Origin of the sequence: Flavobacterium aeripolare (genome assembly GCF_013294025.1) — a bacterium.
GTDB lineage: Bacteria > Bacteroidota > Bacteroidia > Flavobacteriales > Flavobacteriaceae > Flavobacterium.
Genome location: NZ_JABSNL010000006.1, coordinates 67357 through 93191, shown reverse-complemented (window position 1 = coordinate 93191; position 25835 = coordinate 67357). Strand labels below are relative to the sequence as shown.

Here is a 25835-nt window from a genome sequence, read left to right as displayed (position 1 = left end):
TGTATTGACAATTGCAGTACAGTAAAAAACAACAATCATGACAGCATATAAAAAACAATTATCCTTTAGATGGGCAGATTTAGATCCTAATTTTCACGTACGCCATAGTGCCTACTACGATTTTGGAGCGCAACACCGTATTGAAATACTAGAACAACTAGGTTTGACGATGAAGGTATTGCAAATGAACTCATTTGGACCAATACTATTTAGAGAAGAATGTGTTTTTAGAAAAGAGATCAAATTATCTGATGTGATTTTCATGCACACAAAAGTATCTCAAATGAGAGCAGATGCGTCAAGATGGTCTATTGTGCACGAATTTAAAACTGCCGATGACCAATTGTGTGCTACAATAACTGTAGATGGGGCTTGGATGGATACTAAGCTTAGAAAAATAGCCAACCCTACACCAGAAATGGCTTTTAAAGCGCTGACTAGTTTTCCAAAAACGGAAGATTTTAAAGAACTATAATTGCATTAAAATTATAACTTATAATAAGCTGATAGCACTCAAAACAGAGTACTATCAGCTTTTTTTGTTTTCTTTGATTTCATCATGTGCTCTAATCAGGAAGTTATGGCACGTAACCAACTAATAATACCGTAATAAATTCTTAAAATATTGTAATATTAAGTCTGTTAGTTATAAGAGATATTAGATTAAATTTTTAATCTTTGCCACTGTTTCATCTTCTTGAGATGCTAACAGCACAAATTAGCCTTTTGACCTAAAACAGAAACACTTGGAAAAATATTTAAAGATAAGTTTACGAATATTCTTATGGATTATAGGAATACTTTTTGCAATAATCATCGTGGTACTTGTAGCAATACAGCTCCCTACTGTGCAAAATTTTGCAAAGAATAAAGCGGTAGCATTTCTCGAAGAAAAAATCAAAACCAAAGTTTCTATTGACAAACTAGACATAGGCTTCCCTAAAAAAGTTATTCTGGAAGGCGTTTATTTTGAAGGTCAAAAAAAGGACACATTATTAGCAGGAAAAGAACTGGCTGTAGACATCAGCATGTTTGACCTACTGAACAATAAAGTAACCATTAACAGCATTGATTTAACAGGGATTACTGCAAATGTAATTCGTGATGATAAAGGCGTTTTTAACTTTGATTACATCATAAAAGCGTTTGCTTCGCCAGAAAAAGCGCCGGTTGATACTACCGCTACTCCACTCCAAATTTCACTACAATACATTAATCTAGATGACGTTAAAATAAAATACAGCGATGCTTTTACTAAAAATGATCTTGCTTTAAATCTAAATCATCTAGAGACTCGTGTGAAAACATTTGACCTTGATAAGATGAATTTTGAGGTACCCCGAATTAAAATCAACGGATTAAAAGTGGCTTTGGCTCAGGGATTAGTCGAAAAAATCAAAGCAGTAAGCGATGATGTCGCCGATGCTACGGCTGATGCGCCCTTCAATTTACAATTAGGTGAAGTGGATTTAGCTAAAATCGACCTGACTTACGCAGATGATAAAAGTAAACTGGCTACTAATTTAGACTTCAAAAAATTGCTGGTAAAGTTTAACAAAATTGATATGAACAACCAATTGTTTATTATCGACGAAATTGCATTTGAAAATGCAAAGGGTAAACTAAGCTTTGGTAAAACGACAACTCGTACAACTGCAGTTCAAGACACTACAGCAACTGCAGAGCAGAGTAAGCTCGAACTAAAAATAAAACAAACAAAATTTAAGAATATTGATTTTGTTTTCGAAAATAACAATGCTGCTGTTGCAAATAAAGGAATCGATTACCAGCATTTAGACCTACAATCTTTAAACGTAGATCTTGCAAACCTTCATTACAGCCCTTTGAGTATTGAAGGAAACTTAAAAGCACTTACGGTTAAAGAAAAGAGCGGTTTAGACATTCAAACATTCACCACTGATTTTTTCTATGGTCGAAAAAATGCGTACTTGAAGAACTTGAATTTAAAGACAGCTAAAACCGAACTAAAAGACAATATCGAAGTGGGGTATCCTTCTATCGAAAGCATTAGTGAAAATCTTGGAGAGCTAAGTGTAAAAGCAAACTTAAACAACAGCAGTTTGAGTTTTCAAGATGTTCTTATTTTTGTTCCGGGCATGGAAAACTCAGTTCCTTTCAAGGGCAATCCAAACGCAATTTTAAAAATTAACAGTAAAGTAAGCGGAAAATTAAAGCAGCTTAGTATTCCGCAATTAGAAGTTAGCGGTATTGGGGCGACTACTATTGCTGCGAGCGGATCAATTACTGGATTACCTGATGTAGATAAAGCGTATTTTGATCTTGATATAAAAGATGTAAAAACAACATCAAAAGATATCGCAGCTTTTACTCCTAAAGGAACTATTCCTGCTAGTATTCAATTGCCATCGCAAATGAATTTAAAAGGAACATTTAAAGGTACGATCACAAATTTTAATACGAACCTAGCTTTAGGTAGCTCTTATGGTAATGCAAAAGTTAACGCGTTATTTGACCAACGCGTTAAAAACAAAGAGCGCTACGATGCGCAAATAAACCTATCTAATTTTGATTTAGGGAAGTTAATGCGTGACAATACCATTGGTAAATTAAGCTTGAAAGGAAATGCTAAAGGAACAGGATTAGATCCTAAAACGGCAAAAGCTACCGTACAAGGAACTTTAGTGAGCTTAGATTATAACAAATACAAATACCAGAATCTGGCTTTAAAAGGCGCAATTAATAATGGATTATTCAATATCGCTGCCGATATGAGCAATCCTAACCTAACCTTTGATTTAATTAGTAGTGGAAATTTCAAAGACAAATATCCAGCTTTAAAAGCATTATTAAATGTTGATATAGCTGATCTTGAAAAGTTAAACCTGCATGCGGGACCTTTAAAAATTAGAGGTGCAATTGATGCCGATATTAAAACTGCTGACTTAGATTACCTGAACGGTAAAATTAATATTGTCAAACTAACAATTGCCGATGCGAAACAGCAAATCGTAACCGACTCTATTAGTTTAGTTGCAACAGCTAAGCCTGATACTACTGCAATCGTTGTAAAATCTCCATTTTTAAACGCTGCTATAAAAGGTAAATACAAATTATCTAAAATTGCTACTGCTTTACAAAACTCAGTAGCTACGTACTATGATACAAATCCTGGCGCAAAGAAAGTTGCTAGCGAACCACAGAATTTTGATTTTAACATGAAAATTCAAAGTAGTCCGCTTATTTCTCAATTGCTTCCAGAGATTAAAAGTATGGAACCAATCGCTATATCAGGGCGCTATAATACAGTGAACGATACGATCGTATTAAAAGGACAAATACCTAAATTTGTTTATGGTAAAAATACTATTACTAATGCCGTACTTGACGTAAACACTGAGGCCACATCATTAAACTATTCGTTTATTGTTGACGACATTCAAAACGATCAATTCCAGTTGCCTTATACCGCATTCACGGGACAGTTAAAAGACAACATAGCAGCATACCAACTGCAATTAAAAGATCTTAAAGATGTAGAGCGCTACGCGATTGCTGGTACTTTAAAATCAGTTGCTGCTGGTAGCGAACTGCATTTAAATCCTGAGAATCTTGTTTTAAATTACGAACCGTGGCAGGTCGCTGCTGAAAACCTGATTCGTTTTGGGTCTACTGCAATTTATGCAAATAAATTTGAGTTGAGTAAATCAGGAAGTAGCATTTTAATTCAGTCGCAATCTGAGAAATCAAATGCGCCGCTAGCCGTTCAGTTTAAAGATTTCAAAATCGAAACGTTGAGCAGTTTAGTGGAAAAAAGTGATCTTCAAATTAGCGGAAACATTAACGGTGACGCTACTATCAAGAATTTAAATGCGAGTCCAAATTTTGTTTCAGATTTAAATATAGCCGATTTTGCTTTTAAGAAAGATACAGTAGGTACTATCGAAATTCACGTTGACAATAACGTAGCAGATACTTACAATGCTGCTGTAGGAATCACAGGACAAGAGAACAAACTGGATTTATACGGAACGTACAAAACAGCAACCTCTGGACTTAACATGAATCTTGATGTAGCCAAGTTAAATCTAAAAAGTGTACAAGGGTTTACACTAGGAAATTTACAAAAAAGTACTGGTTTTATTGATGGTAAATTAAAGATTACAGGAACTTCTTCGGCACCATCTATTAATGGAAATTTAAAGTTTAATGCCATTGGATTTAATGTAACACCATTAAATGCGACATTCAAAGATATGAATGACAATATTGTATTTAATGATGCAGGAGTTAATTTTGATCAATTCACCATTAAAGATGATCAAGACAACGACATGATTATTGATGGTATCATTACAACAAAAGACTTGACCAATCCTGGCTTTAATTTAACGCTAGTAGCTGAAAATTTCAAAGCTGTAAACTCTAAGCCGCAAGACAACGATTTGTATTATGGCGAGATGTACTTGAATAACAACCTTCGCATCAAAGGGGATTTAAACAATCCTACTATCGATGGTACTATTAAAGTAAACGCAGATACTAAATTTGCCATTGTATTACCACAATCTGATCCATCTATCGCAGATCGTGAAGGAATTGTCGAATTTATTGATCAAGATAATCCGCCTTTAATTACTAAAATTACTGTTGATGAATCGCTAAGTAAAACTGAAATTAAAGGGATGAACGCTTCGGTAAATATCGAGGTCGACAAAGATGCCGAATTGTCTATCATCATTGACAAAGCTAATGGTGATTTCTTAAAATTAAAAGGAGAGGCTGAATTAACCGGAGGAATTGATCCTTCTGGTAAAACATCACTTACTGGTCGTTACGAACTGAACGAAGGTGCATACGAAATGAACTTTAATTTTATCAAAAGGAAGTTTGAAATTAAAGACGGCAGCTACATTTTATGGACAGGCGAGCCAACATCTGCAGATATCAACATCACCGCAGTATATAAAAATGAAGCTGCTCCTATTGACTTAGTTGACGATCAATTAGGAAGCACATCATCTGATATAAGAAATACCTACAAACAAAAAATTCCGTTTGAAACGGAGTTGATCATGAATGGAGAGTTGATGAAACCTACTATCTCGTTTGACATTGTTTTGCCTGATGGAAACAACAGCGTGTCTACAGAAATCATCAATACAACACAGGCTAAATTGTCTCAGTTACGTCAGCAACCTGATGAATTAAACAAGCAAGTATTTGCGCTATTGCTATTGAATCGTTTTATAGGTGAAAATCCATTCTCTAGTGAGGCCGGTGGTGCTTCTGTAGCTTCTATAGCGAGAGAAAGCGCAAGTAAAATCCTTTCACAGCAGCTGAATAATTTAGCAGGAAATTTAATTGAAGGAGTCGAATTAAACTTTGATTTAAACTCTACCGAGGATTATACAACAGGACAATTAGAAAACAAAACAGACCTAAGTGTTGGCGTTTCAAAAAAATTATTAAACGACCGCTTGAAAGTTACTGTAGGAAGTAGTTTTGGGCTAGAAGGACCGCAACAAACAAACGAAGAGACAAATAATATCGCGGGTGATGTGAGTATCGAATACCAATTATCTAAAGATGGCCGTTATAAATTAAAAGCATACCGCATCAATAAATACCAAGTTGCCTTGCAAGGACAGGTTGTAGAAACAGGAATTTCATTTGTACTAACAATTGATTACAACAAGTTTAGAGAACTGTTTCATTCGAAAAAAACAAACGAAAAAGAAGCTAAGAAATAATACGTTATAACGAAGATGACAAAGAGTAGACAAAAAATAAGCTATTGCCTTTTGACCGCTGTATTAATTGCAAGCTGCACGGGTACACGTAACATACCTGAAGGAGATCTTTTATACACTGGTGGTTCTGTAGATGTAGTGAGTAAAACCACTCCTAAAAAACAACGAAAAGCATTAGAAGCTGCTTTGACACCACTATTACGTCCTAAACCAAATGCTTCTTTTCTAGGAATGCGTCCTAAATTATTCTTTTACAACTTGGCTGGAGAGCCTACAAAAGATAAAGGATTTAGGTATTGGTTGCGTAACAAAGTGGGCGAGCCACCGGTTCTTTACAGCAAAGTAGATTTAGAATACAACAAAAAAGTACTGCAAAACTACGCTGAAAATAACGGTTATTTTAACACCACATCTGAGGCTGATTCAACTCGAAGTGGTAAGAAAGCCACCGCAGAATACACACTTGATCCAAGGAGGATTTACACGATTAGAGACGTAAAATTCCCAGAGGATTCTACTGTTTTGAGTACAGCAGTGAAGAACACTAAGCGAGGCACAGTCCTTAAAAAAGAGGCTGGCTATAGTTTAGATAACATTAAATTAGAGCGAGAACGCATAGACGCACGTCTTAAAGAAAAAGGTTTTTATTACTTTAATGAGGACTATTTAAAGGTGCAAGTAGACAGCACTGTCGCAGATCATAAAGTAGATATGATTGTAAAAATCAAAGACGAAACTCCAGACTTAGCTAAAAACAAATACAAGATTAATAAGATTGTCGTTTATCCTAACTTTAAACTTTCTAAAGATAGCTCAGCTACCGTAGATAGCAATAAATTAGAATACCATGACTTTACCATTATAGATAAAGAAAATTTATTCAAGCCTAGAATTTTTGACCGCACTTTATACTTTAAAAAGGGCGATTTGTATAATAGAACAGATCACAACCTTTCCTTGAACCGATTGGTTAATTTAGGGACGTTTAAATTTGTAAAAAATCAATTTAAAGTTGCTGATACCATTGGCAATTACCTCGATGCCTACTACTATTTAACACCGTTGCCTAAAAAGTCAATACGAGCAGAATTACTAGCTAAAACCAACTCTGCTAATTATACGGGAACAGAACTAAACTTAAACTGGAGTAATCGCAACTTGTGGAAAGGCGCTGAACAGTTGACAATCTCTGCTTTTGGTGGGGTTGAAGTGCAAGTATCTGGACAAAATAATGGCTTCAACGTATACCGTTTTGGTACTGAAGCCAACTTAATATGGCCTAGAATTATTGCTCCATTTAAATTTGAATCTTCAAGTGGGTTTGTTCCAAAAACAAAAGCTACTCTAGGATACGAATTCCAAAATAGAACAAAGTTGTATTCGTTACAAACATTGAAAGCGTCTTTTGGATATTTATGGAAAGAAAACGAGCGTAAAGAGCATTTATTTAATCTTACCGAGATTACCTATGCGAGTCCGCAAAATGTTACTGCATTGTATCAATCACAAATTGATGCTACCGCGTCGCTTGCTCGTGTGATAGAAAAGCAATTGATTTTTGGCCCTACCTATTCGTACACCTATACTAATACGATGGAAAAAAGAAAGAAAAACACGTTCTATTATAAAGGAAGTGTGGATTTATCAGGGAATATTACTGGTTTACTTTCTGGAGCAAACATAAAAAAAGGCGATACTATTAAAGTTTTTGATGTACCGTTTAGCCAATTTATCAAAATCGAAAATGAGTTTCGCCATTACTTAAAGTTAGGTCCAGATTCACAATTAGCAAGTAGAGTAATTGTGGGAGCAGGATTTGCTTACGGAAATTCTGACGAGATGCCGTTTATTAAGCAATTTTTTAATGGAGGAACAAATAGCCTTCGTGCCTTTAGAGCGCGATCTCTAGGACCAGGAACTTACGATGGATCTACAAACAACAATACTTTTTTACCCGATCAATCAGGAGATGTAAAGTTTGAATTTAGCACAGAGTACCGTGCAAAAATATATGGCTTAGTTAAAGGTGCTGTCTTTTTAGACGCTGGAAACATCTGGTTGCTTAAAGAAGATCCCGAAAAACCGGGAGCAAAATTCTCAAAAGATTTCATGAATGAACTGGCTGTAGGTGTAGGTGCTGGTTTACGTTTTGACTTCTCATTCTTAGTACTGAGAACAGATCTCGCCTTCCCTATTCGCAAACCGTATTTACCTGATGGTGAACGTTGGGTATTAGACAAAATAAACTTTGGTAACGGCGCTTGGAGAAGTGATAATTTGGTTTTTAACCTAGCCATAGGGTATCCATTTTAAGCATTACATCATAATAAGGACCTGTTTTTTGAACATTACATAAATTATCGAGAAGTTATCCATTGTGAAATAATCATTGAAAGTGAGCAATCTCCAATATAAATTTCATATTTATAAATTTAAGACTGTGTTCGTTGCTAAATTCGATTATATTTGTCTAAAAAAACAAGGGTACTATGGAAGAATGCATTTCGGTTTTTGACATGCTTAAAATTGGTGTTGGTCCTTCAAGTTCACATACTTTAGGTCCGTGGCGCGCAGGAGAACGCTTTTTAGAAGAGCTTCGTGAAGAGCAACTTCTTGACAAAACAGTAAGAGTTAAGATAGATCTTTATGGGTCATTATCCTTAACAGGTCGCGGTCACGCCACTGATCTTGCAGTAATGTTAGGTTTAAGCGGACAAGATCCTGAGTATATTCCTGTAGAAAATATCGATGGTATCATTAAAACGATCGAAAAAACAAACACCCTGCTTCTTGCTAATGAGCATGCAATTGCATTTCATATTCATGAAGATATTATATTCAATAAAGACTTTTTACCTTTTCATTCTAATGGGATGATGTTTACTGCTTTTAACGCAGCAGGCGATGAATATACTGCTACCTTCTACTCTATTGGTGGTGGTTTTGTAGTCAAAGAAGAACGTACAAATGCTAAGGAAAAGATCAAGATAAAATGTGCTTTCCCGTACATGGTTAACAATGCTGCTGAGCTGCTTAATTTTTGCATTAGCGAGAATAAAAGCATCTCGGAAATTGTATATGAGAATGAAAAATCAATGCGTACCGAAGAAGTCATTGATCACGAGTTAATGCGCATCTGGAATACCATGTTAGAATGCATGTACATAGGATGCCACTCTGAAGGGATTTTACCCGGTGGTCTTAATGTGCGTCGCCGAGCCTTTGACATGCATCAAGGATTAATAGGGTTATCTAACTATGCTGACCCACAATCGTGGTTAGAAGAAATTAGAAAAACAGAAGTTAAATTTCGCCAGATCTTAAAATGGGTTAGCTGTTTTGCACTAGCCGTAAATGAGGTAAACGCCGCATTAGGTCGTATTGTCACTGCGCCTACAAATGGTAGTGCTGGTGTAATTCCATCGGTATTGATGTATTACATGGTTATCGAAAATCACCAAGCAGGTCCTAAAGAAATCAAACAATTTTTACTAGTTGCCGGCGAAATAGGAAGCATCTTTAAAAAAGGATCTACTATCTCTGCAGCTATGGGTGGTTGCCAAGCCGAAATAGGCGTTTCCTCTGCGATGGCAGCGGCTGCATTGTGCGAACTCATGGGCGGAAGTCCTGAGCAAGTGTTAATGGCTGCAGAAATAGCAATGGAACACCACCTTGGTCTTACCTGTGATCCTATAGGTGGATTGGTCCAAATTCCTTGTATTGAGCGCAACACCATGGGTGCTATAAAGGCAATTAACGCCGCTGAATTAGCACTTTCTACTGATGCTAAAAATGCCAAAGTACCTCTCGACAAAGTAGTCAGCACTATGTGGGAAACTGCAAAAGACATGAATAATAAATACAAAGAAACCTCTGAAGGTGGTCTAGCAATCGCCGTGAATATGGCCGACTGCTAATAAAACATAGCATATATATTATAAACCTACTAATGCGCACTTTTACTGCCATCTAGTAGGTTTTTTAATTTGGATTCAATCCCTATTATTTGGGCGTGCCGTAGCTTGCATTGCATTCCAGCAACGTCAGGCTCTTCGTTACAATCTTTTATTCCGTTATACTGCATAAGAGGATTTCCACTGCGATCCTTCACGCGACATTTTAGTAGTCAACAACGACAGTTATCAACTAGTACTTAATCGTTAATACTGATTAATAAGTCACCTACTTTATTTACTTTACATTCGATTATATTTTGAACCTATTTTCATAACTTCGTTAACGTACTATAGTAGCTATAAAACAAGACTAGATACTCACAAAACATTATTAATAACTAATACTAATAGAATGCAAAATAAAACAACATATTTAATCGTAAGATTAGGAATAGGCCTAAGCATGTTCGGACATGGATTAGTTCGTTTACCAAAACTGCAAGCATTTAGCAACGGAATGCTAAAGATGTTTGCCAACTCAATTCTACCAGAAATTTTAACGGTTCCCTTCACTTATGCAATTCCTATTGTAGAATTTACTTTTGGACTAATGATTGTACTTGGTTTGTTCACTAGAACAGCTGCTATTGTACTTTCTACATTGTTGATCTCGTTAATATTTGGTTGCACACTTATTGAGAATTGGGATGCTATTACCTCTCAGTTAGTGCATCTAGCATTTGTTGCTTACCTAGTTAATTATATAGACAACAACAGTTATGCTGTAGATAACATCTTGCTTCAAAATAAAAAAGGGGTTTAAAACAAACTATAAAAAGACTTAAAAAGTCAAAAAATATTTTTCGATAAATACTTTTAATTGTGCCTTGCTCAGCTTCTGTATTAGAAGGAGATAGCTTTCAATTAGCTGTAGTCCTATTTCTATTTGCAATCTGGCAGGAACCATTAATGACCTATAAAAGTTGCTTGCAGCTATTTCATTCCTTATATTAGTGTTTTCGAACAAAAATTAACATTAAACCAAAAATAAAACATGAATTTTGACTTAAATAAAATGAGCGAACTACTAAACGATAAATTAGTAAGTTGGGGCGAAATGATCATTAAATTATTACCTAATATTGTTATCGCCGCCATTGTCTTAGTAATTGGTCTTTACATTGCTAAGTTTATTAAAAGACTTACAGCAAAGTTAGTGGCAAAAATATCTACTAATATTACACTAAACAACTTGTTTAGCTCGGTAGTTTATTTTGCTTTTATAGGTATTGTTCTGTTTACAGTTTTGAGCATCTTAAATCTAGACAAAGCCGTTACATCGATTTTAGCCGGTGCCGGGATTTTAGGTTTGGCATTAGCATTCGCTTTTCAAGATATTGCTGCTAACTTCATGTCGGGAATTTTCATATCATTTAGAAAACCTTTAAAGGTGGGCGATATAGTGCAAATTAAAGAGTACATGGGTAAAGTAAAAATGGTCAACTTGCGCGACACTGTTGTAGAGACATTTCAAGGTAAAACAGTAATTATTCCTAACAAAGAAGTTTTTCAAAACCCAATTGAAAATTACACTATTCTGCAAAAAAGAAGGTTTGACCTAAGCGTTGGCGTTTCATACGGTGATGATTTAGAACGCGTGCTTGCAATTACACATGACGCTGTGAAAGATATAGCGGACTTATCTCCTGATGACGAGGTGAGTGTTTTCCTGATGGAATTTGGCGATAGTTCAATTAATCTATCTGTTAGAATGTGGGTAAACACACCAGAACAAGCTGTTTACAACAAGGTAAGAAGTCAAGCAATTTTAAATATTAAAAAAGCATATGACGCTAATGATATTATGATTCCGTTCCCTATACGCACATTAGATTTTGGAATCAAGGGTGGAACTACTTTATCGCAAACGCCAATTCAAATGGCAACTGCAAATCCTAATAAGTAGGAACTGGTTAATAAAAATTTTAGAAATTATAAGCCTGATTACTCCAATAAGAGTGGAGTAATCAGGCTTTTTTCATTATCTATATTTAGGGCAACTTAAATAGCTGATTGCTTTTTAAACAGCATAATTTCTTAACAAAATCCTATTTTTTTACGCCAACTTTTGAGCTCCAATCTATTTATCGTATTTTCGTTTATACGAGTACTGCTGGAATATTACAAGTGAAATTCGAAAAAAAAGCACACTCAAAATTATGCACAATCTGAAAAATTAATAAACAGATAATCACTATGAAAAGAAATTGCTACCTCATCATTAGCGTTTGTTTTGTCGCCTTATCTGCTGCGCTAGGACCAATCTTAGCGGCGCTGACAAACATGCTAAATATTAATACTGCGGTATTATCTTCGCAGCAGCATAATTTTGTAATTGCTAGCTTTTCTTGTTTTTTAATCATCGTGATTCGTAGAACCAAACAAAATATTTTAAATCGGTACGATATCACTGTAGAAGACAATTTGCATTCGAGAAAATTACACACACAAATCAACATCTTTGAGAAAGTGGTTATTTTCATAATCGTTTTAATCACAGTCGCAAGTATCTTACTCTCTTTTGACGGCATTAGACAGATAGGAATAGGGATATTTGCATCGGCGGGAGTGGCTGGGATTATCATCGGTTTATCTGCACAAAAAGTTGTAGGTGCCTTATTAGCGGGAATCCAAATTGCCATTACACAACCCTTCCGGATAGACGACGCAGTGCTAGTAGAAAACGAATGGGGCTGGATCGAAGAAATAAATTTGACGTACGTAGTAGTGAGAATCTGGGATAAAAGGCGATTAGTACTTCCGTCTACCTACTTCCTTGAGAAACCTTTTCAAAACTGGACTAGAACCAACGCTGATATTATAGGAACTGTTTTTTTATATACTGATTACACAATTGATTTTGAAGAATTAAGAACAGAACTTACTCGACTGTTGAATCTAAGCCCACTATGGGATAAAAATGTCAACGTACTGCAAGTAACAGACTCAAAAGAAACAACCATCGAAATTAGAATTCTAGTGAGTGCAAAAAACTCTCCTACCTCTTGGGATTTACGTGTGTATATAAGAGAAAAAATGATCAGTTTTATACAAGCAAAATATCCTGACAGCCTACCAAAGACAAGAATTACCTTAAGTCAAGAACCCCCAACTATTGCGCAATAATAACAACTGCGACACGGATTAACAAATTTTTATATACCGACTGTTTAAAAATTGTCTATTTTAGTTAAAAGTAATTTATTGGCGCTAGTAAACGCTGCCAATACAAGGAACATTGATTTTTTTTCACTCTTTATAGTACACTTTTTTACTACTAATAAATAAACAAACAATGTACTTACATCACTATCCAAAATAGTAAACTAAAATATACCCCTATGATCGAAAAAAATACACAACAAGATACTCCTGATAACAACCCTAGCTTCCAAAAAAAGGTTTGGATTACAGTGGGAATAGTCAGCTTTGTGCTGCTTTCGCTACTCATGCTAAAGACAACAATAAATGTCTTTTTATTAATTCTAGCTGGTACTTTAATTGCTATCTTTTTTAGGGGCATTAGTAATTTTATCGAACGAAAAACTGGCTGGAAGGAGATGGTTTGTGTCGTAATATCCATCCTAGGTACGCTGCTAATTGTGGCAGGTTTATTTTATCTTATTGGAGCCAAAGTGCAAACGCAAATTGGTGATTTAATGGAAACTTTACCCAAAACTATTGAAAATGTAAAACACCAAATGAATAATAGCACTGTAGGTCATGAAGTGATAGACAGTGCCTCCTCTGACGATGCTACAAAGAAAGTGCAAGGTTTTGCTGGAAAGTTTTTTCAATCCACTTTCGGGATATTTGGTGATGTTTATGTGATTTTGTTCATTGCTATATTTTTTAGTATTGCTCCTCTAACATATACTGAGGGAATTATCCAACTTATTCCTAAAAGAGGACAAGAAAAGGCTAGAACAATTATGGATAAATTAAACAAACAACTACGCAACTGGTTAAAAGGAAAATTGTTTTCGATGTTTGTGGTTTTCATTCTAACTGCAATAGGTTTAGCGGCGATAGGCATGCCTTTATGGTTAGTACTTGCCTTACTGGCAGGTCTAATTAGCTTTATCCCTAATTTTGGTCCTATAATTGCTTTAATACCTGCCGTACTAGTAGCCTTATTACAAAGTCCAGAAACAGCCTTGTTAGTCGCTGGTTTGTACACGCTAATACAGTTTGTAGAAAGTAATTTTATTACCACATTAGTACAGCAAAAACTTATTAACATGCCGCCAGCACTAATTATTATTGCCCAATTACTCATGGGAGCTCTGACCGGTGGATGGGGACTTATTCTTGCGACCCCAGTTACAGTAATAGTTATTGTACTAGTACAAGAATTATATCTCGACAATCGCGAAACAAATAATACCAACTAATACTACATCAATCTAAAATTACACTTTTCTACTACTTTAAATTTAAAACAAAATCTCATGAAAATAAAATCGATATATCCATTAATGCTAGTAACGCTTCTTACATTAAATTCCTGTAAGGATAAAGTCGAAACTACAGACACGAAAACTATTGATAGTGTAACCGTTGAAAAGCCGGTCGAAAAACCAATGGAAGAAATTAGTCCCGAGCTAACTGCAGTAGATACTGTCGCTAGTGCTACTAAAACAAGTAAAACTGATGATAAGTTTGAATACATCTGCTACACATTTGATACTGATGCTAACAAACGTATTTGGATTCAATTTGGCTCTAATGGAAAAGCAAACCTAGTTAAGTATCAAGGTCAAAAGAAAGCAATAAAAATTGTTTTTAAGAGTGAGGATTTCAGAGCTGGCGGTGCGCATCCTACCGTTACAACAAAGTACGATGAGTTAATAGATGGTAAAGTAAACGGAGAGTACACATTGATACATTCAGGAGTTTGGGACTACGTTTCTTATCAAAGCAACGGTTCAAATAAAGTGTTTAAATTTACTATTGATCACGAAGCAGACCCATACGGGCATACACCTTGTTTTTAATACTTTCTGAATATATTTCGAAAATAAATAAAAATATATAACTATGTAATACACTAAACACCAGTTAAGAAGAATCTTTTATAAAAAGTGTCTGTTGAACAATTATATTGTTTCTAACAGACACTTTTTTTGTTATTCAATTTCGATCGAACTATAACCAGCCGCAGTGCGAACCAATTTTATTTTGGCTCCAATGCGGTCCTTCAATTCCCCAACATGCGAAATAATACCTATAGACTTATTGCTTTCATGTTGCATATTTTCTAGAATACTGATGGCTTGATCTAGAGATTCTGGATCTAGAGAACCAAATCCTTCATCGATAAATAGCGACTCTATTGATACATTTTTTGCAGCTAGATCGGAGAGTCCAAAGGCTAATGCAAGACTTAATTTAAAAGTCTCCCCTCCAGATAATGAACTCACTGATCTCTTAGTGTTTCCCATGTAAGTATCAATTACTCGAAGTCCGTCATAGTCACTCGAACTATCTAATAAATACCGATCTGAAAATCCAATTAATCTTTGGTTACCATATTCAAGCAGTTGCTTCAAAGTCAAATCCTGAACAAAATTGGAAAATTTCTTACCGCCAGCATCACCAATCAATGCATTCATTTGTCCCCATAAAGCCGACTCTTTCAACAGTGCGTCTAAAATTATTTGGCTTTCTTTAAGCTTTAACTTGTTAGCATTATCTAAAGCTATCTTTTTTTCCTGCTCCCAGATATGTTTCTTTAAGGTTTCTAGCTCAGCTCCCATTGCTAGTAAGGCAGTGTTTACCGTTTCTAGTGTTTGGGTTGTATCATCTAGCTTCATTTCTTCAGACAATGCTGTAGCAATGGCATCCTGAGAAGCTTTCAATTTTATTTCTTGCTCCATTAAACCCTGCAGCTCATTTCGCAATTGACTAGCAGTATTTTCATCAACAATTTTAGATTGCAAATCTTCTATTGATGCTACGCCTTTTTCTTGCAGTTGTGGCAATAATACGGCTGCTATAGCCGTCGCTTCAGTTGCAGCCTCTAGATGACTTTTATTACTGCTGGCAAGCTGCTCTTCTAATTCTTTTAAAGTCGAATTACAACTACTAAATTGATTACTTAATTTACTCACTTCACCAGCAATATCTTTGCGATCATAAACTGCGGCCAATTTATTTTTTGCTTGGCTGTATGCTGCTTTAACAACTAAATAATCAGTGTACAAGACGTTGATTTGTTCTAATACAGTTTGAGCCTTTATTGCTTTTTCCAGTTGGTCTAAAGTTCCTAATTCGGTGGTATAACCTTCATAATGCTGGTTCCAAACAGCCAGTTCATCAGAAGATTTCCAAACTAATTTTGCGCAGCCCGCTTCTATTTTCGATTCAAGCACTTTAAAATCAATTTGCCTTTGTGCTAACGAAGCTTCATCTCTAGTGGTGGTTTCTTTAGTGCTTTGTTGGTTAATTTTATTTTCGAGCAATGCCTTTTTGAATACCTCTAATTTAGCAGTCAACTCTTGATAATTTTCTTCTAAAGTGTGTACTAGTAAAGTGGATGCTTCCAGTGCAAAAGGATGATTTTCAGACCCACACAATGGGCAGGCCTCACCCTCTTTCAAATCATGACGATAATCATCTAAACTTTTTCTTTGCTTCCAAGCTTCAAATTCATTCTTTGCTTTATCTACTTTAGGAATTAATACCTCAACAAAGGCAGCCGTCTCCTTCTCTTGAATTTGAAAATCTGCTAAGGTCTTACGCTGTTTTTGGATTTTAGCTTTTAATTCTACTATCGCGTTTTTTCGTTCATCAAATAGTTTTTTATCTCCAATTAGTTGATTTGCAACCATAATTCGAGCGGTCAAGCCGTCTTTTTCAGCCCTAATTGCATCTACTGTTGTAATGCCTTTTAGTTTTATTAAGCTAGAAATCTTTGATAACTCTACATTAATTTGATCGCTGAGGCTATCGTTTATTGTAACCGTTATTCCGTAACCCTTTAACTCTGTATTTCGATCCTGAATGCGCTGCGATTGCTGTTGCGCTTTAGACAAACAATCTTTCTCATGTTGTTCTAATTCTAATACTTGAGATCTAAAAGCACTAATCTCTTTATCAAATTCGCTAACGTCGATTTCGCGTTTTAATAAACTGTTTGCTGTTGAAAGCACGGTACTTTTAATCGTTACTTGATCTGCAATTTTAGCTTTAGTTTTGCTAATATGTGCTGCGACTGTTTCCATCGTTTTTTGGGCTTGCGTCAAAGCGACCATCTGATCTTTGAAAATAACCAAATCATTATGAACGGCTAACCTTTTTTCTTGGGGTAAAAAAGCATCTTTTCGTTTGGCAAAATGCTCCCACTCAAGTGCGTTATTTTCCTGAAGTTTCAAGTTCTTAGCAATACTCTCTTTCAAAATTTTCTTTTTCGAAAAAACATCTTGAGCTGCTTCTTTTACAATCAATAAAGGTTTTTGAGCCGCAATGTCGTGCGCAATTTCTTTGACTACTTCGTCCTCTAATATCGTAGTCTCCCCCATCTTTATCTGCTGGGTTTTGACCGCTTCATCGGTTGCTTTAAATCTAATGTATACCGCGCGACCTATTTTGCGATAAATCGATGAACCCGTTATTTCTTCTAGTAACGCATTGCGATCGTCTTTTTTAGCCAACAATAATTTAGAGAATTGCCCTTGTGCTAGAATCATCGATTGAACAAACTGATTGTAGTTAAGCCCAATGATTCTCTCATTTTCACTCACCACCTCTTGCACACTAGACACTAATATAGCTCCAGTTTCAAGATTGATTAGTTCTTGTTTTCTCTTGTCAAGCGAACCCGTTCTTGTACGACGAATGGACCATGAAGACAAGTACTTGACTCCTTTGACCTCATAAATAACTTCTGCAAAACAAGCGCTAGCATTTTTAGTAAGAATCACGCCTTCATTCTCTATCACTGATTCTGTTATGGCTTTATCTATCCTGGGAATTCTATTGTAAAGTGCTAGCGTAATTACATCAAGCAAGGTTGATTTTCCAGTTCCTGTGGCGCCCGTAATTACAAAGAGCCCCGCTTCACCCAGAATTCCATTTTCAAAATCAATAGTGTGTACGCCTTTTAAAGCGTGTATATTTTCAAATTTTATAGTACAAATTTTCATAGCTTATATCGCTTATTGTGCATTAATCATCTAGCTCAACTGCATCTAATCCTTCTAAAATCTCTTTGAATGCATGGATTAGTTCAGTAGAATTAGTCACCGACTCATCTTGTTCTAATCGTTTTTGGAACAATTGAACCGCCGAAAAATCCTTGATATCCTCCCCTTGACCCAGCAATTTTGAAGTTCCAACTGTAGTGTTTTTAAAGTGGATGCTGCCTTTTAAAATTTGTAATTTACCATCTAAGTCTGATGTTAGTATATTCTCTAAGGCTTTGATATGCGCAATATTTTCGCTCTCTTCTTCAACAATTATCTCCGCAAGATCAACCAGCACTGATTCTGATTGATAGGCAGCAATTTTAGCTTCCACTTCCTCAATCGTTCCAGTTATAGAAACAAGCTTTCTAAACTTTGGAACTGCAAGAGCTTCATAAGTAACACTAGTGCCGTCTACTGTTACTAGCACAACTTCTTTGACATCCTTCTTCTCACTAAAACTAAGTGCAATAGGCGATCCGCTGTATCTAATGAAAGGTCTAGAAACCATTTGTGGACGGTGAATATGACCCAAAGCAATATAATGGGGCTCTTCACCAAAAACGGCTGAAACTACAGAGGCCTGATTCCCTATCTGGATTTCGCGCTCACTATCTGAAATTGAAGCACCTTGTGCAAATAAATGCGCCATCAATATATATGCTTTACCACTATAATTTGAATTGTAGTAATCGTTGACACTCTTAAAATAGCCTGCAATTCCTTCTTTTATTAGTTGGATTTTGTCACTGTAGGATTCTCCAGGCGCCGCATTTCTAATATCTCTATCTTTTAAGAAAGGTACTGCTGCTATCACTACGCTATCATCTCCAATCTCGATATCCACAAAAAGTTCGCTGATGTCTTCAGGCACACCTCCTACGACCTTTATATCTAATAGTTGTAAAAGCTCTTTGGGGGCATTAATCACATGAGCCGAATCATGATTCCCACCGGTAATTATTACTTTACAAGACAAAGGAATTAGCCTTTTTAAAAATTGATAATACTGTGTCATTGCAGCCTGAGAAGGATTAGCCTGATCAAATAAGTCACCTGACATAAGCAACACATCAATTTTTTGCTCTTGAATACATAGTAACAACCAATCAAAAAACAATTCCATATCTGGAGCCAAATCGATTTTATGCAGCTGTTTACCAATGTGCCAATCAGCAGTGTGAAGAATTTTAATACTCATATAATTGTCGCTTTGCGTACGTAATTTTGATGAAGATAGTACGAGAGAAGCTGTCCTACAATTGAAAACAGGCCCATCAAATTCCCTCGACCTTGCACAAAATTAGGCTTTAAATTATAAAAAGCCTTACAATATCACATTAAAAAAAGCCTTCCTTATGAATAATCATAAAGAAGGCTTTTACTATTTATTGCGTGCTAAAAAAATAAAATTAGATGTACTTTTTATTTCACTTCTAGAACATAATTGGCAAAATATTTCTGCGAATCTGTGATTCTGGTTTTGATTTCAAATCGGGTGTCGCTTAGAATGGTATTCAATATTTCGTCATTGTACTTGCGAGATATCTCCATTAAAATTTTCTCTTCTTTAGCAAAATGAAACGTTTTATTTAAGCTTGCAATGTACACCTCTTGATCTGTTGTACTCACAAGGTAACTTTTAGCTATTCCGTCACTTTCTTTATATTCAGGGCGGTGTTCAAACAATCCTAAATCAAAGTCGGCATCCAATTCATTGTTTATTCGCGTAAGCAAATTGAGGTTAAAAGCTGCGGTGATACCTTGACTATCATCGTATGCCGGTAAAACCACCGACTCTTCTTTGATTAAATCTACTCCTAAAAATACTTTGTCGTTTTCTTGCAGACTATTGCTTAATTTAGAAATAAAATCAGCTGCAGTCTCATCATCCATATTTCCTATATTCGAACCTAAAAATAAAATTACTTTAGGCCTTTTATTTTCTTTTAAAGATTGTAATACCTCAAAGTAATCTCCCTGCTTCGTTTGCACAGAAACGTCAGCTAGAGTATCTTGTAAATCGGTTTCTAAATTGTCTAATGCATTTTGAGAAATATCAACGGGCATATAGTCAAATTTATACTTGCCATCCGTAAGTTCTTTCAGCAGCTCTTTAGTTTTCGTTCCATCGCCTGCACCTAATTCGATAAGTTCGAAGTAATAATCCGGATCTAAATTTAAAGCAGATATAATTTCAAGACTTTGATTTTTGAAAATCTCATGCTCTGCTCTAGTCACATAATATTCTGGTAAATGCATTATTTGAACAAATAAGGCATCCCCTATTTTATCATAAAAATATTTAGAAGGCAATGTTTTTTCTTTGCTCGAAAGTCCTTGATCAACATCGTTCATAAATTGTGTTGTCATTGCCACTGTGGCCATCGATTTATTTAAAGTATCTATATCTTTCATCTCGTTAAATTGTCAATTATTATCTATTATTATTGCTTAAGAATATCCTTAAGACTTGTCACTTGCAATGCCCGCTTTTCTCTTAAATACGATATTTTTAAAAAAGAAAAATACAATATAGCCGTATAAAAAGCTAAATGGTAGTGCCATTATCACTAGCAAATTGCTAATTCCGTTGAGGAGTTCTGTTGTTCCTATTGCTGTTAATCCTAGGGCCGTGGCTGTAATTATGAATCCCCAAATAAACTTATGCTTTTTTGAGGGATTTTCATTGCCGTTATCACTAAACATCCCCAATACAAATATGGCCGAATCGACCGAATTTATTATCGAAATTAACACTAACAGTCCCGCTATAAAGAACGTGATATGATGCAATGGAAAGTGCTCTAAAAACACAAATAACGAACTAAAAACATTGTCAAACTGATTTGCATCTCCTACGCTGACAATATCAAATGCAGCATTTGCAAATACCGAAAACCACAATACAGTCGCTACTGTAGGTATTAATATAGTTGTTATTATAAATTCTTTTATGGTACGTCCTCGCGAAATTCTTGCTATAAAAATTCCGGTAAAAGGTACCCATGCTAACCAAAAAGCCCAATAAAAAACAGTCCAATCCTTAGTAAAACTTTCTGAGGTTTTATAATCTCCTAGAGACAAACTCATCTCAAAAAAGTGAAGACAGTATTTATAAAATGCCGTTATTGTTTGATAACCAAAACTCTCAAAGTTTAAAAAATAGGCGATAAATACCATCAGTATAATCGACATTGTAAAATCTAAATCAGCTAGAAATTTAATGATTTTGTTTAAACCTGTCAATGCCGAGTAGGTTGCTACAATTCCTATTGCAACTACCATTAGCAATAAAAAATTAGTCCCATAATCAACCTTAAAAGCATAATTAATGCCGTTGACCACTTGTGCAGTCCCTAATCCTAAAGAAGCAATTACACCCGTGATTGTAATTAAAATTATAAATAATATTGCGGTGAATTTCAACCACTTATTTTTTGCATGTGGTACAATTGCATCTAGCAAATTAGTATTTTTCTTGACGTACAAATTGTACGCTACGATTAGACCAAACAAACTGTACATAGCCCAAGGTGTAAAACCCCAATGGAAGAATGTGTATTGCAAGGCGGTAATTTTTGCATCAGTAGTCACCACGGGACTATTCTTAAAATAATACACAGGCTCTTGAACAGCACGCAACAATAATCCTGACCCCATACCTGTACTGTATAACAAGGCAACCCAACTAAAATAAGAGTAGGATGGTTCTTGATCACCCAATCTTTTTTTTCGAATAGGCAAAATGATGATTACCACAGCTGCCAGAACAGCAATTAAACCAACCCACAAATAATACGTGCTAAATACAGATAACAATTCCTGGTTGATCTGATTGAGCACATCTGTCAATAATTGCGGTGCCAGTAAACCTGTAAAGAAAAAGAATATGCCAAAGAGCGCCCCATAAAATAAGAGACTATTTGAACGTACTTTTTCATATAATTTTAAATTCAAAATGACATTATTTTTTAGGTGGACTTAGACTTTCTAACATTGTAGGAATCAATTCAGTTACCGTAGGATGAATGTGCACACCATCTCTAAACACGGTGTAAGGTTGCTTTGCATACATCAAGTTAGTAAAACCATTTATTATTTCGTCACCACCAACTCCTAAAACACTAGCACCCAAAATAAGGCTTGTTTTTGCATCAATTATAGCTTCCATAAAACCTTGCGTTTCGCCTTTTTCTTTTGCTCTCGCAATGCGTGACATTGGTCTGTTAGCAATTAAAATATCGTATCCCTTATCGACAGCTTGCTGCTTAGTTAGTCCCACGCGTCCTAGCGGCGGATCAATAAACAAACCGTATGTGGTAATACGATCACTAATTTTACGCTCTTCTTTATCAAGTAAAAAAGCCTCTACGATTTGGAAATCATTGTATGATGTATGTGTAAAACCACCGTTGCCATTACAATCCCCTATGGCAAATATTCCATCAACATTTGCACGGCAAAAATCATCAACAGTAACCATCCCTTTGTCACTAACTTCAATGTTGGTATTTTCCAGTTTTAACGTATCTGTATTCGGTTGTCTACCTATCGCTAATAACACATGAGAAGCTGTAATAGTAGTCGTTTTATTTACAGCAATAGTAATTGCAGAACTATCTTGGGACATCGCAATTTCTTTAGCATTTAAAAGGACATCCACCTCTTCGTCCTGCATGATTTTTGCGACAGCTTCACTAATATTATCGTCTTCTCTTTTAATTAATCGATCACCACGTTCTAGAATTGTTACATCACTACCAAAACGCTTGAACATTTGTCCAAATTCAAGACCAATATAACTTCCTCCTACAATGACTAAGTGTTTAGGAATATTCGTTAACTCTAAAATACTAATATTAGTTAAGTAGTCGATTTTCTTATATTCTTCGGGTACCACCGCTCTCGCTCCTACATTAATAAAAATGTTTTTTGCAGTGATTTTTTCATCATTTACCATGATTTCGTAATCAGAAACAAAATAAGCTTCTGCGCGATAGAATGTGATATTCTCATTATCGGCAAATCCTTTTTCTATCCCGTTGCGGGATGCGTTCACAAAGGTTTCTTTGCGTGCTTTGATTTTCTCTAAGTTTGCTTTTGCACCAGCAGGAATTTCGATACCTAAATCTTCCCCATGCTGACTGTCCCACATTCTTCTAGCACTTGCAACATAAGCTTTTGTAGGAACACAACCATTATTTACGCAAGTTCCGCCTACTAAGCTTTTTTCTATAATGGCAACTTTACCTTTCTTTGCTAGGCTAAATGCCAATGGCGTGCCTGCTTGTCCTGTACCTATAATTATATAATCAAACTCCTTCATAACTATTATTTTAAGCAACTATTAATTTGTAACGGTAACCTCTTTCCAGAAAGCTACATAACCTTTTATTTCTTTTGCCGCTTCTTTTGGTTCCTTGTAAAACCATGCCGCATTCTCAGATTTTTTTCCGTCTACTGCAACCGTATAATACGATGCTTTTCCTTTCCAAGGACAAGTTGTGTGATGCGTGGTCTCAGTAAATAGGCTTTCATTGATACTATCCAAAGGAAAATAATGGTTTCCTTCTACTACAATTGTATTGTTGCTTTCGGCAATTACTGTATTATTAAAAAGTGCTTTCATAATCCTGTTTTTTTATTTAATTAATCGAATGCCGTTATACTGCCAGCGCATGCTAGCATGAAAAAAGTTACGATATGTTTTTCTACTATGTCCCTCAGGAGTCGCAACAGATCCTCCTCTTAAAACCATTTGATTCACCATAAATTTACCGTTGTATTCACCAAGTGCTCCAAGAGATTTATTGAACCTAGGATAAGGAAGGTATGCACTGTGCGTCCATTCCCATAATTGTCCCCAGCTAAATTTTTCGCTTGCTATTTCCCACTCAAATTCAGTAGGCAAACGCATGCCTTTCCATTGACTGTATGCAAAGGCTTCGTAAAAGCTAATGTGCATGACCGGCAAATCTAAATTTACTTTTTGCAATCCTTGTAAGGTATAATTCCACCACTCACCGTCAAATTTATGCCAGTAAAGTGGCGCTTGAATTTTGTTTTCATTGATCCAGCTCCAGCCTTCATCGTGCCAAAAATTAAAATCTGAATAACCACCCGCCTCAATAAAATCTAGGTATTCTTTATTAGAAACTAAGTTGCTAGAGATTTCGAAATCATCAACATATACTTTGTGTGCACCAAGCTCATTATCAAATGAAAATCGATCGCCCTGATGACCAATAGAATAAATTCCCGATTCGATTTTTGAGAAACCACTTACTTGACTAATTTCCTTTGGCGTAAAGCCGCTTCCATACTGAGGAAACAAAGGCTGATTGCCTAATATATATTTAATATCATAAACAAACAGCTCTTGATGTTGCTGCTCATGATTAATCCCAATTTCGATAACATCTAAAACTTCTTTATCTAAATTGGTTTTAAGTAAAGCAACCATAGCCTGAGTAACATAGTTGCGATAAGCATAAACCTCATCCACAGAAGGACGCGTCATTAAACCACGTACCGGACGCAAAACGCGTTTGCCAACATTGTTATAATAACTGTTGAATAAAAAAGAAAAGTCATCGTTGTAAGGACTGTATTCTGGACTGTATTTTGTCAACACAAATTCCTCCCAAAACCAGGTAACATGCGCAAGATGCCATTTAGGAGGGGAGACAAATTCACTTGCTTGTACAGAATAATCTTCAATTAGCAATGGCTGACAAAGAATTTCGGATTGGCTTCTGACTTCTAAAAAACGATCAATCATATATTTTGGATTCTTGGTGGAATTAAGAAAACGAAAGTTAACAATTATATTTTTCTTAGATTTATAATTCAAGAGGCATTTATTACAGAATTACCATTAATTTCAAAATTGAACATAATAACAGTTTGTAATTTTAAATTTATCGAATGTATTAAGGCGATTATTGCAAGTACCTATTGTTAAACTTATTAAGTGATAGCGATCAGACAATAAGCCTCATCAAAATTTAACGAAACCGATTATTACAGGTAGATAATTTATTTTTGTTCGAAAATAAAACAAAAAAAAACGCCTCTATTACTAGAAGCGTTTCACAAAAAAATAAAATAAATGCATTCGGATTACATTTATATTTGGTGTAATAGTGCGAACTAATTCGTGAAGCCTTTAGATAAAATAAATTACAACAATTTATAAAACTCAAAAAAAAAATCTAAATAAAACCACCACGTAGCTCCACGAAAAGTCCCACTGTTTCTAATACCCTACTTTACATAGTTATTGTGTTATTTTAAAGACTGAATAATTCTTAAACATTCTTTTACTACTTCTTCAATTTGAACCAAATCAAAGGCACCGTTTTGATCTGCCTTAATTAATTGCGAACCAATACCTACACAAGTTACGCCTGCTTTGAACCATTTAGAAAGATTTTCAACAGTAGGCGAAACACCACCTGTAGGCATAATTGATGTCCATGGTTGCGGCCCTTTAATTCCTTTTATGAACTCAGGTCCGTAAATATCACCAGGAAATAATTTCACTATTTCGCAACCCAATTCCTCTGCACGAGCAATCTCAGTTAATGTTCCGCAGCCCGGTGACCACAGTACTTTACGTCGGTTACAAGCAATTGCAATATCCTCTCTTAAAACAGGAGTTACAATAAAATTTGCCCCTAACTGCATGTATAGTGATGCAGCTGCAGCATCAGTTACAGAACCTACACCTAGAATCATTCCAGGTAATTCTGCTATGGCATATTTGCTTAAAGCAGCAAATACTTCGTGTGCAAAATCGCCTCTACTAGTAAATTCTAACAAACGAGCACCTCCATCATAACAAGCTTTTAAAACTTTTTTACTGACTTCGATATCTTGATGATAAAACAAAGGAACTAAACCTGTTTCCTTCATTTTTAATGCAACTTCTATTCTGCTATATTGCGCCATTCTAT

The 25835-nt window shown here is 35.5% G+C and carries 17 protein-coding genes; 9 read left to right on the top strand and 8 right to left on the bottom strand.

Annotation, left to right across the window (positions count from 1 at the left end; translation table 11 throughout):
* Positions 1-37 precede the first annotated feature (37 nt).
* From HNQ00_RS08610 to HNQ00_RS08570, 9 genes are all read left to right on the top strand, one after another.
* Positions 38-475: an acyl-CoA thioesterase gene (locus HNQ00_RS08610; protein ID WP_173837927.1), complete on the top strand. Its 438-nt coding sequence runs from the start codon at positions 38-40 to the stop codon at positions 473-475.
* A 271-nt stretch (positions 476-746) separates the two neighbouring features.
* A complete protein-coding gene (locus tag HNQ00_RS08605; protein WP_173837926.1) occupies positions 747-5732 on the top strand; it encodes a translocation/assembly module TamB domain-containing protein in 4986 nt (1661 codons plus the stop codon).
* A 15-nt stretch (positions 5733-5747) separates the two neighbouring features.
* Positions 5748-8045: a translocation and assembly module lipoprotein TamL gene (gene tamL / locus HNQ00_RS08600; protein WP_173837925.1), complete on the top strand. Its 2298-nt coding sequence runs from the start codon at positions 5748-5750 to the stop codon at positions 8043-8045.
* A gap of 176 nt (positions 8046-8221) precedes the next feature.
* Positions 8222-9649 carry an L-serine ammonia-lyase gene (locus HNQ00_RS08595; RefSeq protein ID WP_173837924.1) on the top strand — a complete coding sequence of 476 codons (1428 nt, stop codon included), beginning with the start codon at positions 8222-8224 and terminating at the stop codon, positions 9647-9649.
* Positions 9650-10040: 391 nt separating this feature from the next.
* Entirely contained in the window at positions 10041-10451 is a 411-nt protein-coding gene (locus HNQ00_RS08590) for a DoxX family protein (protein ID WP_173837923.1), read from the top strand.
* A 231-nt stretch (positions 10452-10682) separates the two neighbouring features.
* Positions 10683-11594 (top strand): mechanosensitive ion channel family protein, encoded by a 912-nt coding sequence (locus HNQ00_RS08585; protein ID WP_173837922.1) that lies wholly within the window; start codon positions 10683-10685, stop codon positions 11592-11594.
* A 290-nt stretch (positions 11595-11884) separates the two neighbouring features.
* On the top strand, positions 11885-12814 hold the full coding sequence (locus HNQ00_RS08580) for a mechanosensitive ion channel family protein (RefSeq protein WP_173837921.1): 930 nt from the start codon (positions 11885-11887) through the stop codon (positions 12812-12814).
* Between the two features lie 215 nt (positions 12815-13029).
* The gene (locus HNQ00_RS08575) at positions 13030-14082 is read left to right on the top strand and encodes an AI-2E family transporter (RefSeq protein ID WP_173837920.1); all 1053 of its coding nucleotides are present in this window, start codon (positions 13030-13032) and stop codon (positions 14080-14082) included.
* A 57-nt stretch (positions 14083-14139) separates the two neighbouring features.
* On the top strand, positions 14140-14685 hold the full coding sequence (locus HNQ00_RS08570; RefSeq protein ID WP_173837919.1) for a hypothetical protein: 546 nt from the start codon (positions 14140-14142) through the stop codon (positions 14683-14685).
* A gap of 132 nt (positions 14686-14817) precedes the next feature.
* On the opposite strand, the gene HNQ00_RS08565 is transcribed toward HNQ00_RS08570, so the two are convergent.
* The 8 genes from HNQ00_RS08565 to HNQ00_RS08530 all read right to left on the bottom strand — a co-directional run bounded on the left by HNQ00_RS08565 (position 14818) and on the right by HNQ00_RS08530 (position 25830).
* The gene (locus tag HNQ00_RS08565; RefSeq protein WP_173837918.1) at positions 14818-17835 is read right to left on the bottom strand and encodes an SbcC/MukB-like Walker B domain-containing protein; all 3018 of its coding nucleotides are present in this window, start codon (positions 17833-17835) and stop codon (positions 14818-14820) included.
* A 22-nt stretch (positions 17836-17857) separates the two neighbouring features.
* Complete coding sequence (sbcD, locus tag HNQ00_RS08560) at positions 17858-19075, bottom strand: exonuclease subunit SbcD (protein WP_173837917.1); 1218 nt, start codon at positions 19073-19075, stop codon at positions 17858-17860.
* Positions 19076-19299: 224 nt separating this feature from the next.
* Positions 19300-20292, bottom strand: coding sequence for an L-histidine N(alpha)-methyltransferase (locus HNQ00_RS08555; protein ID WP_254598458.1), 993 nt, complete (start codon positions 20290-20292; stop codon positions 19300-19302).
* A 48-nt stretch (positions 20293-20340) separates the two neighbouring features.
* Positions 20341-21834: a BCCT family transporter gene (locus HNQ00_RS08550; RefSeq protein WP_173837916.1), complete on the bottom strand. Its 1494-nt coding sequence runs from the start codon at positions 21832-21834 to the stop codon at positions 20341-20343.
* Between the two features lie 7 nt (positions 21835-21841).
* Entirely contained in the window at positions 21842-23203 is a 1362-nt protein-coding gene (locus HNQ00_RS08545; RefSeq protein ID WP_173837915.1) for a mercuric reductase, read from the bottom strand.
* A 21-nt stretch (positions 23204-23224) separates the two neighbouring features.
* Positions 23225-23506 (bottom strand): DUF427 domain-containing protein, encoded by a 282-nt coding sequence (locus HNQ00_RS08540; protein ID WP_173837914.1) that lies wholly within the window; start codon positions 23504-23506, stop codon positions 23225-23227.
* 12 nt (positions 23507-23518) lie between these two features.
* Positions 23519-24658, bottom strand: coding sequence for an ergothioneine biosynthesis protein EgtB (gene egtB, locus HNQ00_RS08535; protein ID WP_173837913.1), 1140 nt, complete (start codon positions 24656-24658; stop codon positions 23519-23521).
* A gap of 506 nt (positions 24659-25164) precedes the next feature.
* The gene (locus HNQ00_RS08530; RefSeq protein WP_173837912.1) at positions 25165-25830 is read right to left on the bottom strand and encodes a bifunctional 4-hydroxy-2-oxoglutarate aldolase/2-dehydro-3-deoxy-phosphogluconate aldolase; all 666 of its coding nucleotides are present in this window, start codon (positions 25828-25830) and stop codon (positions 25165-25167) included.
* Between the last annotated feature and the right edge of the window lie 5 nt (positions 25831-25835).

Bases quoted from the DNA above. Each gene is read 5' to 3' on its own strand.
- HNQ00_RS08610 (WP_173837927.1), top strand. From the start codon at position 38: ATGACAGCATATAAAAAACAATTATCCTTTAGATGGGCAGATTTAGAT.
- tamL (WP_173837925.1), top strand. From the start codon at position 5,748: ATGACAAAGAGTAGACAAAAAATAAGCTATTGCCTTTTGACCGCTGTA.
- HNQ00_RS08595 (WP_173837924.1), top strand. From the start codon at position 8,222: ATGGAAGAATGCATTTCGGTTTTTGACATGCTTAAAATTGGTGTTGGT.
- HNQ00_RS08590 (WP_173837923.1), top strand. From the start codon at position 10,041: ATGCAAAATAAAACAACATATTTAATCGTAAGATTAGGAATAGGCCTA.
- HNQ00_RS08585 (WP_173837922.1), top strand. From the start codon at position 10,683: ATGAATTTTGACTTAAATAAAATGAGCGAACTACTAAACGATAAATTA.
- HNQ00_RS08580 (WP_173837921.1), top strand. From the start codon at position 11,885: ATGAAAAGAAATTGCTACCTCATCATTAGCGTTTGTTTTGTCGCCTTA.
- HNQ00_RS08575 (WP_173837920.1), top strand. From the start codon at position 13,030: ATGATCGAAAAAAATACACAACAAGATACTCCTGATAACAACCCTAGC.
- HNQ00_RS08570 (WP_173837919.1), top strand. From the start codon at position 14,140: ATGAAAATAAAATCGATATATCCATTAATGCTAGTAACGCTTCTTACA.
- HNQ00_RS08565 (WP_173837918.1), bottom strand. From the start codon at position 17,835: ATGAAAATTTGTACTATAAAATTTGAAAATATACACGCTTTAAAAGGC.
- sbcD (WP_173837917.1), bottom strand. From the start codon at position 19,075: ATGAGTATTAAAATTCTTCACACTGCTGATTGGCACATTGGTAAACAG.
- HNQ00_RS08555 (WP_254598458.1), bottom strand. From the start codon at position 20,292: ATGAAAGATATAGATACTTTAAATAAATCGATGGCCACAGTGGCAATG.
- HNQ00_RS08545 (WP_173837915.1), bottom strand. From the start codon at position 23,203: ATGAAGGAGTTTGATTATATAATTATAGGTACAGGACAAGCAGGCACG.
- HNQ00_RS08540 (WP_173837914.1), bottom strand. From the start codon at position 23,506: ATGAAAGCACTTTTTAATAATACAGTAATTGCCGAAAGCAACAATACA.
- egtB (WP_173837913.1), bottom strand. From the start codon at position 24,658: ATGATTGATCGTTTTTTAGAAGTCAGAAGCCAATCCGAAATTCTTTGT.
- HNQ00_RS08530 (WP_173837912.1), bottom strand. From the start codon at position 25,830: ATGGCGCAATATAGCAGAATAGAAGTTGCATTAAAAATGAAGGAAACA.